We start from the raw sequence: 11,218 nt of genomic DNA, 5'->3' as shown, positions 1-11,218 counted from the left end.
AGTCCTTATATATAAATATAGACTATAATAGCAGGAATTACCCTTAGAGTCAATTTCAACTATTTAAATTTACGAAAGATTTTTCTCAAAATGAAAAAATCTCGGAGCTATGTTCTGGGAGTTCGGGGTTGATCGGGGCTTTTTTCGTATCTTGGTTAATTTTTTAGCCAAGTCGTGAAACGCGGATTGTTTCCGTAATCCTGGAAAGTCTCAGAACCTTTAAATCCATTCTCTTCAAAAATACTCCGAACGGCCTCTCCTTGATTCCAGCCGTGCTCAACAGCGACTAACTGCACCCTGGGCGCCCTTTTCTTTATTTGCGGAAGAATGGTTCTATACGCAATTAAACCGTCGGATTCGTCGGTTAAAGCGCTTCTTGGTTCATATCGAAGGGCGTCTAGATGTTTGTCGTCGCCTTCGATGTAAGGCGGGTTAGAGATGACAGCATCAAAAGATAACTCAGCCGGATAAGGCTCCAGCCACGAACCTTGAACAAGTTTGACGTCGGCGCCTAGAGCCTTGCAGTTGGCTTGGGCCACTGCCAAGGCACTTTCCGAGAGATCTGAGGCCCATACCGTGAGATCAGGTCGTTCTAGGGCTACGGTGGCGGCAATGCACCCGGAACCTGTGCCTAAGTCGCAGGCAAGAGCGTTTTTGGGGAGATGTTCGATGAGCCACTCGACGAGACACTCAGTGTCAGGCCGAGGAATCAGCACCGACGGATTGACAAGAAAAGGGCGCCCGAAAAACTCCTGTGTACCGAGAAGGTAAGGGAGCGGGACGCCTTCAGAGCGTTTTTTTGCGATGCCGGAAAGTTTGCGTTCTTCGTCAGAAGAAAGAACTCGATCGCCGTGAATGAGTTGTGCGGCTTTATTCATACCGCACACGTGCTCGAGCATGAAACTCTTATCAATCGAATCCAGCGAGCCGGAGAGCAGCCATTCACGGACGGTCGTCAAAGTTATTCTCCTTCGGCAAGAGCCGCCAGCTGCTCGGCCTGATGCTCGGTTGTGAGCGGAGAAATCAGACAGTCGAGATCGCCGTCCATGATCGAATCAAGCTTGTAAAGCGTCAGGTTGATGCGGTGGTCGGTAACTCGGCCCTGCGGGTAGTTGTAAGTGCGGATACGTTCGCTTCTGTCTCCGGAACCGATCAGAGATTTACGCATGCTCGATTCCTTGGCCTGAACTTCGGCGACTTGGGCAGCATGAATACGTGAGATCAGAACGCCCATGGCTCGCTCTTTGTTCTTGTGCTGGCTTCGTTCGTCCTGGCATTCGACCACAATACCGGTAGGAAGGTGTGTAATACGAACAGCACTTTCTGTTTTCTGAATGTGCTGGCCGCCGGCGCCGGATGCGCGGTAAACGTCAATTCTGAGCTCGGAAGGATCGATGACGACATCGCCTATTTCGTCGGCTTCCGGGAGGACGGCAACCGTGCAGGCAGAGGTGTGTACGCGGCCCTGAGACTCGGTTTCCGGAACACGCTGTACGCGATGGCCGCCGCTTTCAAACTTCAGTTTGGAATAAGCGCCTTGGCCCACGATTTTCACGACGATTTCTTTGTAGCCGCCTAAATCGGAAGGGCTGGCAGAGACAAATTCGACCTGCCATTTCTGACGCTCGGCGTAGCGCGAATACATTCTGAACAAATCTCCGGCAAAGAGCGCGGACTCGTCACCGCCCGTGCCGGCGCGGATTTCGAGATAGATGTTTTTGTCGTCGTTGGGATCTTTCGGAAGCAGAAGGATTTCTAATTCTGAAGAAATCTGCTCGATTGCCTTCTTGGCCGCTTTGATTTCCTCAGAAGCGAATTCCTTCATCTCTTCATCGGAAAGCATTTCCTCGGCAGCAGCAAGGTCTTCTTCTGCCTGCTCGTATTCTTTAGCTTTTAAAACGACAGGTTCAATTTCCGCACGTTCCTTAGAGAGTGCTCGGAATTGGTCCATATTGGATGTGACATCGGGGTCTTGAAGATTCTGATCGATTTCTTCAAGTCGTCTGACCAGTTGGGTCAGCTTGGAGCGCATTGTGTCTTTCATGTCAGTGCTTTTAGACGAATTTGTTCGATTTTAGTTGAAATATCAACACAAAAAGCCTTCAAAGTGAAGGCAGATATTGCTGAATTTTCGCACAGTTAGCGATGATGGATGTGGTAGTGATAGAAGCGATCGAGCAAATGCAGAACTTTTTCGTAGTCTTCCTGCGAGAGGTTGGGATCATTGCGCAGCACCGTCAGCGGATCATGAATAAACTTCTTCATCAGACCGTGAGACATAGCTTCTAAAATTTCGTTGGCATCGCCGCCTTTTTGAATGGCTTTTTTGGCTTTTTCAAGCTCCATTACGCGGAGGGTGTCAGCTCGTTCCTGAAGACTCAGAATTTGAGGAATGGAGGAGCGCGTCGTCATCCAGCACTTAAATTCATCGACTTTGATTTCGATGAGTCGGTCTGCCTGCTCGACGGCAGCTTTACGTCCCTGGATACCCGACTGAACGACTTTCCCGAGATCGTCCACGGTGTAAACGTAAACTTCGTCCAAATCATCAACTTCGCGTTCAATGTCTCTGGGAACCGCAAGGTCGATCATGAAGATCGGGCGATGCTTACGGCGCTTCAGAGCACTTTGAACCATGCCGAGACCGATGATGGGAAGCGTGCTGGCCGTACAAGTGATCAGGATGTCGTACTCCGGAAGAATTTCCGGAAGGTCGACGAGTCCGACGGCTTTTGCACCGATTGTTTCCGCCAAAGCTGCCGCTCTAGCGATAGTTCTGTTTGCAACGGCGACGTTCTTCGGTTTTTGCGCGCAGAAATGAGCGGCACAGAGCTCAATCATCTCTCCGGCGCCGATAAACAATATGTTGGAGTTTTCTAAAGAACCGAAGATGCTCGAGGCGACTCGGACGCCGGCAGCCGCCAAGGATACGGAGTGGGCGCCGATCTCGGTTTTAGAACGGACTTCTTTGGCGACCGCAAATGTCTTTTGGAAAAGGTAGTTCAGAAATACGCCCAGGCCATGGTTGTTCTGGGCAGTTTTCACTGCCTTTTTCATCTGGCCGACGATCTGGGTTTCGCCCAACACCATCGAATCCAGGCCAGAGGCTACTCTGAAGGCGTGGCGAGCGGCGTCGTCATTTAAGTAGACATAAAGGTGTTCCTCAAGTTCATTGAACTTCACGCCCTTGCTTTCGGCCAAGAATTCTTTCAGTTTTTTGGAGGCAAGTTCGGAGTCTTCAGCCGCACAATAAATTTCCGTGCGGTTACAGGTCGATAAAATTGCGACCTCTTTGATACCGCCACCGGCAGGATTTCCGAGCATGGCTCGAATCTTTTGGTTTGCGGTATCCAGCTCTTCAGAAGAAAAAGCAACCTTCTCTCTCAAAGCGAGAGGAGCAGTGTTATGGTTCAATCCCAGGGCGAAAAGATTCATCTTTCTATCTATTGTGTCCAACAGCGCCGCTTATCGGGCGGCCTGACTAAAATAAGTCGGACCATTTGCGCAGCTTAGTTATTAATATTAAAAATAGAGCATTATTTATGCCTTAAGTTTAGTCGCTTAGGCAAGGATGAGAGTATGAGGGCTTTGACCATCATTAAACAGAAGGATTTACCTGCAGAGACAAAATTGAAGGAAATACCTCCGGATGAGCAGGCTATCCTCGACTGTATCGCTCGTACGAAAAAGTTTGTAACGCAGCGTGCCTTAGTGACAGCGGGTGCAAGTGCCATCCCGATACCCGGCATCAACGTAACGGTGGACGTGACGATGCTGATGTCTATTCTCAATTTCATTAATCAGGAATTCGGACTCACACCTCAGCAAATTCAGCACCTTTCGACGGACAAACAGGTTCAGTTGTTTCAGCTGATTACCGTGACGGGAAGCGCCTGGGCAGGGAAACTGATCACGAAGTCCTTAGTTCTTGCCGTTCTTAAAAAGCTAAGCATTCAGCTGACGGCTGCACAGGCAGCTAAATGGCTGCCGATAGCCGGTCAGGCTGCTGCGGCAGGTCTTTCCTTTGCAGCCTTGAAGTGGATCGGGAATCAGCACATTCAAGACTGCGCCAGAATTGCCAGACTTTTTAACGAGGAAGGGCGCCCGCGCTCCCAGCAGACTGCGGATTGAATTTAGCCGCAGGTTGGATTTGGTAATTCGGCATACTGACCGGAATCAAGAAGCCGTTGTTCAAAATTGCCTGAAGCACCATTCCGACATATTCCTGCAGCGTTTGAGTGATCGGCGCCTGGTCGCTTACCGTAGAGAAAGCGCCCGTCCACAACACGGCGCCGGTTTTAACACTGACGAGTTCGGTATTGGACTCGATGATGTTTTGCTGCGTGATAGAAGGCGGGATGGCCCAGCCGCTCCAGAAGGGATCAGGCCCGAAAGGACCGCCCCAAGGTCCGGGACCCCAGAAAGGATCCGGTCCCCATGTCATTCCCGGGTCGTAAATCACATTGGTTTTGGTACCCGTTTGGTGAATTGCCAAAACATTACTCGCCTTAGCCAATCGGGCGGCACTGAAAAGAGCAGTGTAATTTAAGCCGCCTCCTAAGATTGTCAGGTTCGAAGCCTGAGGAATAGTGCGGTAACTCGGAGTGCTCGGGATGCCGTGCAGTGCCAAGACATTACATGCGATATCCTCGAAAATCCGGCGGTTCGTCGGATTCTCAACGACGGCAGCGACGAGAAGGCCGGTAATGGTCTTTTGTTCGAAGGTAGCTGCCGGATCAACCCACTGGGAGGTTAGCTGGGTCGGGTTGTTGTTTTCCGGTCCGACGACACAGCCGCTTAGCGCAAGCAGCGAGATCCCCGAAAATAAAAGCCCTGCGAATAATTTTCGAACTGACATAAGCTTGTGCTCCTATCTGTATCACACAGAAAGTTTACTCGTGGCGCGAAGAATCGTTGAGGTGCAAGTCTGATTTGAGACAAACGCACACTACAGCTCGGTCGGTGCGTATTCAAACGCGGCCAAAATACCGATCGCAGCAAACAGGACTGCGGAGGCAATGCGGACGAGTTTGACCGGAATTTTTTGGGCGAGTTTGTCGCCGATCCAAACAGCAGGAACGTCAGCAATCAGCATACCGATCGTGGTGCCGATGACCACGAGAACCGGCGTGGCGTATTTGACGGTAAGCGCAACAGTTGCAATCTGAGTTTTATCGCCCATTTCCGCCAGGAAGAAGGTGATAAACGTCACGCCGAAAACGCCGAATCGCATGGAATGATTTTTTAGTGCATCGTCATCGCCCTTGTCCGGGATAAGAATCCATGCCGCCATGGCGAGGAACGAACCTACAATGATCCATTTAATTACTTCAGGGCTGAAGACGTGGGTAATCCATGCGCCGAGCGCGCTGGCAAGAGAGTGGTTGAAGATCGTCGCGACCAAAATGCCAAGAATAATCGGCGTGGGCTTTTTGAACCGAGAAGCGAGAAGGAAGGCAAGGAGCTGTGTTTTGTCGCCTATTTCAGCAAGGGCAACCGCTCCGATGGCAACGAGGATGGCCTCCATGAGTTTTCTCCGATCCGGCAAAAGCACAATGAGCCCTCGGCGCGCCGGAAGCGTCCAAAGGTTCATCGGTCTCGCCAAGCGCAGGACTGCGCCGGAACTGCCATGGCTTTGCCAAGTTTGTTGACAGTCCCCAGGAGGCTACTCCCCGAGTTATAAAAAGAATTGAGCCCGAAGCTTTTGGCATCGGGCTCAAAGAATCCTGGTGGCTAGAGGCGGAATCGAACCACCGACACACGGATTTTCAATCCGTTGCTCTACCAACTGAGCTATCTAGCCGTCTCGTAATCGAGAAGACGAAATATACAGGAGTTTTTCCAAATACGCAACTGAACGTTGAAAAATTCAGCGACCTGAAAAAATTCTGGTGGCTAGAGGCGGAATCGAACCACCGACACACGGATTTTCAATCCGTTGCTCTACCAACTGAGCTATCTAGCCGTCTCTCAATCGAGAAGCTGCACTATACAGGACTTTTAAAGAAAAATCTTGCGGTTGTTCTACGGGGAAACATGAAGGACCTTTCAAAAGCTCCTAATACTGAAATAATGTGCCCATCTGGGAAGGCAATAAAATACTGTCTTCACGTTTCAAACACCGGAGTTCCGAATGAATTGTAAAAAGCGTCTCTGTGCGGCCCTCTTAGCCTTAGTGCCGTTTACCGCCTTCTCTCAAACAGCTGTGAATGCGCCAACAGCACCGGTCGCTGCAGCGGCGGATAAGTCGGTCTCGAACGCCCCTGCAGCAGCTGTCCAGGATGAAAAACAAATTTGTGACACATTGAAAAAAACGCTCCAGGGGAAACTAGGAATTCCGGTCGAGTCGGTTTCGGTTACGCCTGTTAAAGGTGTTTATGAAGTGGTAGCACAGAATGAAATTATGTATTCGGACGCCACGGCAGATCACATCATTGTGGGCCAGCTGTTTGAAACGAAAACACAAAGAAACTTGACGGCAGAGACGAAAGACCGACTCAGCCGCATCGATTTTGCCAAGCTTCCGCTTGCGGACGCTATCAAAATCGTGAACGGCACTGGCGCACGTCAAATTGCCGTTTTCTCTGATCCGAACTGCTCTTTCTGCCGCAAACTTGAGGCAAGTCTGAAAGAAATGAAGGACGTTACGATTTACACATTCCTTTACCCGGTGATCCGTCCTTCTTCCCTGGCCGAAAGTCAGAATATTTGGTGTGCCAAGGATAAGGGCGCTGCCTGGAGAGCACGCATGCTCGACGGCGTTCAGGCGCCGGCAAAGAGTGCTAATTGCGATGTCTCTGCGATCGAACGCAATATCGCATTAGGCAGCAAGCTCGGCGTGACGGGTACTCCGACCGTCTTTGTTCCGAGCGGCCAAAGAGCCCCGGGCGCCGTGAGCATCGAATACCTGGAAAACATGCTTGCTAAAGATAAACTCTCGGAATGAGTAGGTTTTTCTTGGGCTCTCCATTGAGACTCGTATATTTCAAGATATCGATATTGAGGAGAGATTCCAATGACTAAAAAATTTCCGCTGACCAATTGGTCCGAGAAAAAGGCCTTTACGATCAAGCTCGGCGCAGTTAAGAAGTACCACATTGCCGTTTTTGCCGACCCGAATTGCCCTTGGTGCAAACGCTTCTTTGAAGAAAATACGGACAAGCTCAACGATTTGGAGATCTTTGTCTACCTGGCTCCGGTTCTCGGTGAAGATTCGGAGAAGCTGTCAGCCGAGATTTTGTCGGAAAAAGATCCTGCCGCGGCTTGGGCAGACTGGGTCATGAATGAGAATCGCCCGAAAGCAAAAGCAACCGAAGAAGCCAAAAATATTGTTGAAGACAACATGGAACTTTTGGAAAAACTGGGCATTGAAACCGTCCCGGCAATTTATCTGGCCGACGGCGAAGGCCCCTTCGGCTTCATGACTGCCATGGAGCTTATCTCCAAGATTGAGCAGGAAGGCGAAAAGGAAGACGAAGGTAAAGAGCCTAAAGAGCTTTAAGCAAGAAACACAAACGGCCGGAATCCGGCCGTTTCGCTTAATTAGGCTTGAGCGGTATTACAGGCTTTCCGGAGTGATACCGTTCGGTAAAAGGAGCCAGGCGCGAGCTTGGCTTTTTTGCCTGCCCGCATTTTTATCTGCCTCATCTCCGAATCCCCAGAAGAAGTCAAAGCGGATTGGGCCTTTGATGGCGCCGCCCGTGTCTTGCGCGACCACCGGCTTTGTGAAATTAAGGTTCGGATTGGTTTGGGAAACCGAAACCAGCACCGGCGTGCCCAGAGATATGTATCTTCTGTCGACCGCGACCGAGGCCTTGGGTGTCAAAGGAAGTCCTTGAGCGCCGATCGGTCCTTCGTTGGGATCTCCGCCTTTCTTCTCTTTAAAGAAGACAAAACTTTGGTTTTGGTTGAGCAGGGTGTCCACCTTGTCCGGGTTGTTCTGTGCCCAGGCCCTTATGTTCTGCATGGATAACTCGTGGCGTTTCAGATAGCCCTGGTCGACAAGCCAAGATCCCACGGCCTTGTACGGACGGCCGTTTTGATCGTCGTAACCGACCCGAATAAGTTCGCCCTCTTCGGTGCGGAGTCTTCCGGAACCCTGAATTTGAAGGAAAAAGACTGCGACAGGATCATCGCTCCACGCGATGGAATATTTGTCGAGGTCTTTGCGAGCCACGATTTTTGCTCGAGTGTCATAAGGGACGAGTTTTCTTCCTTGAATTTTTCCTCTCAAGCGCATCCCTTTGAGTTTCGGATAGGCTTCTGCTAGGTCAACAATGATTAAGTCGTCAGGCGTGGATAGGATCGGGGTGGTGTGCCGCTCAGTTCGATGTTTCGATACAGTAAGCAGAGGTTCGTAGTAGCCGGTCATGAGGCCGGTGTCAGAAATGGAATAAACGGTTCCGGTTTGCGTACCGATTGTGCGTTTTTCGATTTTCCACGGAGTGAAATTATTTTTGAAGAACGCTTCTGCATTCTGAGGGTCTGTGACGGATGCTTTCGAGCAAGCTTCAGCCCAGGCTGCTTTGCGGTAAATCGAGCGGCAGGAAATCTTGAATGCAGATAACGCAGCTGCCCAATCTTCTTTCTCTGAAGAAGGTATGTCGGAGAAGGCAGAGATTTCAAAACGGACGCTTTCTTCCGTGGGCTCGGTAATCTCCTGAGGCTTTTGTTTGTTGCTGGAGCAGCCGTTAAGCAATGCTAAGCAAAATAAAGCCGAAACAAGGGATGCGATGCTGCGTTTACTCATAAAAAAACTCTCCGTAAGAACGCCTGATTCTAGGACAAAATCAAATCGGTCATCTCTCGAAATAATGTCCTTCAAGGAACGGCCGCGAGTCTTTAAAATTGTGAGTTGGAGGTCACAATGACAAAGACAAAGTACAGAATTGCGCCGTCTATTCTTTCGGCTGATTTCGCGAATCTCGGAAAAGAGGTTCAGGATGTGATTGCTGCCGGGGCAGACTGGATTCATTTTGATGTAATGGACAATCACTACGTGCCGAACCTGACGGTCGGTCCGATGGTATGTAAAGCTATTCGTCCTTATACCGAGGCACCGATTGATGTCCACCTCATGGTTGAGCCTGTGGACGAAATTGTCCCGTTGTTCGCGAAAGCAGGTGCCAACATTATTACGTTCCATCCGGAAGCGAGCCGTCATGTTGATCGGACGCTGAGGCTGATTCGTGACTGCGGCTGCAAGCCAGGTTTGGCCTTAAATCCGGCAACTTCGCTGGAGTATCTGCATTACGAACTCGACAACATCGATATGGTTCTGCTTATGAGCGTCAACCCCGGATTTGGCGGACAGTCCTTTATTCCGACCACGATCGGAAAACTGCAGGAGTGCAGGTCACTCCTTGATAGTTATGCAGAGGTTTCCGGACGCAAGGTCCTTCTAGAAGTAGACGGCGGTGTAAAGAAATCGAATATCCGAGAAATTGCAGCAGCCGGTGCGGATACATTTGTTGCAGGAAGTGCAATTTTTAACGAGGCCGACTACAAAGCTGTTATCGACGACATGCGCTCCGAGCTGGCATCCCTGTAAAAATGAAACGTTTTGAGAATTTGAAAGCGGTACTGTTTGATCTGGACGGCACCCTTGTTAACACGCTTCCGGGGCTCACCGAACTCGTGAACCAAATGCGTTCCGACTTTGATAAGCCTCCGCTCTCGGAAGAGAAGGTCGGCAAGTACATCGGAAAAGGAATGTTTGTTTTAGTTCGGCGTGCGATGACCGATTCCATGAACGAGCCGTTTCCTGAGGAAATGTTCAACTTAGCAGTCAAAAGTATGGCAAGACATGTGGAGGCGGGGCGCTACTCAAAGGGCGTGCTGTATCCCGATACGATAGAGACCATAAAGTATGTCAAAAATTTGGGGCTGAAGACAGCTATCGTAACGAACAAGCCCTATCAAATGACGCTGGATACGCTGGCCGGCAAAGGGCTGCTCGAACTTGTGGATTTAGTTGTGGGCGGCGACAGTGCGGCAAGACCCAAACCGTATCCCGATCCGCTTATTTATGCCTGTGAGAAACTCGGTTTGGCGCCGGAAGAAGTTCTGATGGTTGGCGATTCAGGAAACGATTCTTCGGCGGCGAAACAAGCCGGAGTTCTGTCGATCCTTGTGCGGACCGGTTGGAGCGAGGGTATGCCGTTGGACGAAATTGCAAAACGTGACGAAGCGGCAGCAATGATTGACCATCTTTCGGATTTGAAGGCCCTTCTTCCAGCGAAGGAGGGAGCTCGTGCTTGAAAGCAGTATCAAAGAGGATTGGAAACCGGTTCTTTCTGATTTCGAGCATTCGGAGGCGGGAAAGAAGATTGAGCAGCTTTTGGCAAAACAGAAAGCCGAGGGACTGAAGATCTTCCCGCCGAAACCGTACCGCGCTTTAGAGCTTCTCTCTGCAGGAGAAGTAAAGGTCGTTATTCTCGGGCAGGATCCTTACCACGGATTCAATCAGGCAAACGGACTGGCGTTTTCCGTGAACAAGGATGTACCGCCGCCCCCGAGTCTGAGGAACATCTTTAAAGAAATCAAAAGAGAGTACCCGGAAGCCGAATTCAGAACGGGTGAGTTGGAAGGCTGGGCCAAACAAGGCGTTCTTCTTCTCAACACAGTTCTCACGGTTGTAGAGGGAATTGCCAATAGCCACAGTAAGAAAGGCTGGGAAGAACTGACCGGTGAAATTATTGCGAAGGTTGCCTCGGAGGGAAGACCGGTCGTTTTTATGCTTTGGGGAAAATCGGCTCAGGAAAAGAAGAAGCTCATTCGAAAATTCAATAAAGATTGTTTGATCTTAGAGAGCAATCATCCGTCGCCTTTATCGGCATTGAGAGGTCCGATTCCTTTCATCGGGAACGATCATTTTAGAAAAGCAAATGAGTGGCTTGTTAAAAAGGGAATTTCTCCAATCAATTGGACGAAACATAATTAGAAGAAACCCTTAAATTACAATTTGTTAAATTTTAGTAACTATTTGATTTTTATAGAAAAGTAATATTTTTGTCCAGAAATCATAGATTTTTTTCGAGAGGAAGGTTTGACAAGCCTAAAAAACCTCTTCATAATTCGCACCTCGTTACTGATGACTACGCAGTAACTGATTGAGTTCTTTAAAAATTTATCGACGACCGATAAGAGCGGGCACTAAGAAGTCTGCGGTGAAAACTGCAAATTTAAATTGCTCGATCTTATTGGAGATGAAGGAGTA

At 49.7% G+C, this 11,218-nt stretch carries 12 protein-coding genes and 2 tRNA genes; 6 read left to right on the top strand and 8 right to left on the bottom strand.

The features are described 5' to 3' along the window. Nucleotides 1-155: 155 nt before the first annotated feature. The 3 genes from prmC to hemA all read right to left on the bottom strand — a co-directional run bounded on the left by prmC (nt 156) and on the right by hemA (nt 3,435). The gene (gene prmC, locus ACZND6_RS11825; protein ID WP_293738521.1) at nt 156-959 is read right to left on the bottom strand and encodes a peptide chain release factor N(5)-glutamine methyltransferase; all 804 of its coding nucleotides are present in this window, start codon (nt 957-959) and stop codon (nt 156-158) included. A gap of 2 nt (nt 960-961) precedes the next feature. Beyond that, on the bottom strand, nt 962-2,044 hold the full coding sequence (gene prfA / locus ACZND6_RS11820) for a peptide chain release factor 1 (protein WP_278417622.1): 1,083 nt from the start codon (nt 2,042-2,044) through the stop codon (nt 962-964). Nucleotides 2,045-2,139: 95 nt separating this feature from the next. Beyond that, on the bottom strand, nt 2,140-3,435 hold the full coding sequence (gene hemA / locus ACZND6_RS11815) for a glutamyl-tRNA reductase (protein WP_293738522.1): 1,296 nt from the start codon (nt 3,433-3,435) through the stop codon (nt 2,140-2,142). A 144-nt stretch (nt 3,436-3,579) separates the two neighbouring features. Here hemA and ACZND6_RS11810 point away from each other — a divergent pair, with 144 nt between their 5' ends. After that, entirely contained in the window at nt 3,580-4,131 is a 552-nt protein-coding gene (locus ACZND6_RS11810) for a hypothetical protein (protein WP_370748126.1), read from the top strand. Here the strand turns inward: ACZND6_RS11810 and ACZND6_RS11805 are convergent. From ACZND6_RS11805 to ACZND6_RS11790, 4 genes are all read right to left on the bottom strand, one after another. Further along, entirely contained in the window at nt 4,088-4,858 is a 771-nt protein-coding gene (locus ACZND6_RS11805) for a hypothetical protein (protein ID WP_370748125.1), read from the bottom strand. The genes ACZND6_RS11810 and ACZND6_RS11805 overlap by 44 nt on opposite strands. 90 nt (nt 4,859-4,948) lie before the next feature. Beyond that, the gene (locus ACZND6_RS11800; protein ID WP_300874288.1) at nt 4,949-5,527 is read right to left on the bottom strand and encodes a TMEM165/GDT1 family protein; all 579 of its coding nucleotides are present in this window, start codon (nt 5,525-5,527) and stop codon (nt 4,949-4,951) included. Nucleotides 5,528-5,727: 200 nt separating this feature from the next. Next, a tRNA-Phe gene (locus tag ACZND6_RS11795) sits at nt 5,728-5,803 on the bottom strand. 86 nt (nt 5,804-5,889) lie between these two features. Next, nucleotides 5,890-5,965, bottom strand: a tRNA-Phe gene (locus ACZND6_RS11790). 168 nt (nt 5,966-6,133) lie between these two features. Here ACZND6_RS11790 and ACZND6_RS11785 point away from each other — a divergent pair. Together ACZND6_RS11785 and ACZND6_RS11780 are read left to right on the top strand one after the other, a co-directional pair. Beyond that, a complete protein-coding gene (locus tag ACZND6_RS11785; protein ID WP_293738514.1) occupies nt 6,134-6,946 on the top strand; it encodes a DsbC family protein in 813 nt (270 codons plus the stop codon). Nucleotides 6,947-7,015: 69 nt separating this feature from the next. Beyond that, nucleotides 7,016-7,501 (top strand): DsbC family protein, encoded by a 486-nt coding sequence (locus tag ACZND6_RS11780; protein WP_293738513.1) that lies wholly within the window; start codon nt 7,016-7,018, stop codon nt 7,499-7,501. A 57-nt stretch (nt 7,502-7,558) separates the two neighbouring features. On the opposite strand, the gene mltA is transcribed toward ACZND6_RS11780, so the two are convergent. Continuing rightward, nucleotides 7,559-8,749 carry a murein transglycosylase A gene (gene mltA, locus ACZND6_RS11775; RefSeq protein WP_293738512.1) on the bottom strand — a complete coding sequence of 397 codons (1,191 nt, stop codon included), beginning with the start codon at nt 8,747-8,749 and terminating at the stop codon, nt 7,559-7,561. 117 nt (nt 8,750-8,866) lie between these two features. On the opposite strand from mltA, the gene rpe reads away from it, so the two are divergent. Genes rpe through ACZND6_RS11760 form a run of 3 tightly spaced genes read left to right on the top strand, consistent with a single transcriptional unit; the run spans nt 8,867 to nt 10,942 of the window. Next, the gene (gene rpe, locus ACZND6_RS11770; protein WP_489524718.1) at nt 8,867-9,550 is read left to right on the top strand and encodes a ribulose-phosphate 3-epimerase; all 684 of its coding nucleotides are present in this window, start codon (nt 8,867-8,869) and stop codon (nt 9,548-9,550) included. Between the two features lie 2 nt (nt 9,551-9,552). Beyond that, complete coding sequence (locus ACZND6_RS11765) at nt 9,553-10,260, top strand: HAD-IA family hydrolase (protein ID WP_293738510.1); 708 nt, start codon at nt 9,553-9,555, stop codon at nt 10,258-10,260. Continuing rightward, nucleotides 10,253-10,942: a uracil-DNA glycosylase gene (locus ACZND6_RS11760; RefSeq protein WP_300874285.1), complete on the top strand. Its 690-nt coding sequence runs from the start codon at nt 10,253-10,255 to the stop codon at nt 10,940-10,942. The genes ACZND6_RS11765 and ACZND6_RS11760 overlap by 8 nt, the downstream gene beginning before the upstream one ends. Nucleotides 10,943-11,218: the final 276 nt, after the last annotated feature.

This window comes from Parasutterella sp., from assembly GCF_057870745.1.
Note: the sequence above shows the minus strand (reverse complement) of the source record. Positions and strands in the feature narration are given on the sequence as shown.

What these genes read in the sequence shown, in the direction of transcription:
- ACZND6_RS11780 (WP_293738513.1), top strand. Translation starts at nt 7,016, where the DNA reads ATGACTAAAAAATTTCCGCTGACCAATTGGTCCGAGAAAAAGGCCTTT.
- mltA (WP_293738512.1), bottom strand. Translation starts at nt 8,749, where the DNA reads ATGAGTAAACGCAGCATCGCATCCCTTGTTTCGGCTTTATTTTGCTTA.
- ACZND6_RS11800 (WP_300874288.1), bottom strand. Translation starts at nt 5,527, where the DNA reads ATGGAGGCCATCCTCGTTGCCATCGGAGCGGTTGCCCTTGCTGAAATA.
- ACZND6_RS11785 (WP_293738514.1), top strand. Translation starts at nt 6,134, where the DNA reads ATGAATTGTAAAAAGCGTCTCTGTGCGGCCCTCTTAGCCTTAGTGCCG.
- prfA (WP_278417622.1), bottom strand. Translation starts at nt 2,044, where the DNA reads ATGAAAGACACAATGCGCTCCAAGCTGACCCAACTGGTCAGACGACTT.
- ACZND6_RS11765 (WP_293738510.1), top strand. Translation starts at nt 9,553, where the DNA reads ATGAAACGTTTTGAGAATTTGAAAGCGGTACTGTTTGATCTGGACGGC.
- ACZND6_RS11810 (WP_370748126.1), top strand. Translation starts at nt 3,580, where the DNA reads ATGAGGGCTTTGACCATCATTAAACAGAAGGATTTACCTGCAGAGACA.
- rpe (WP_489524718.1), top strand. Translation starts at nt 8,867, where the DNA reads ATGACAAAGACAAAGTACAGAATTGCGCCGTCTATTCTTTCGGCTGAT.
- ACZND6_RS11805 (WP_370748125.1), bottom strand. Translation starts at nt 4,858, where the DNA reads ATGTCAGTTCGAAAATTATTCGCAGGGCTTTTATTTTCGGGGATCTCG.
- hemA (WP_293738522.1), bottom strand. Translation starts at nt 3,435, where the DNA reads ATGAATCTTTTCGCCCTGGGATTGAACCATAACACTGCTCCTCTCGCT.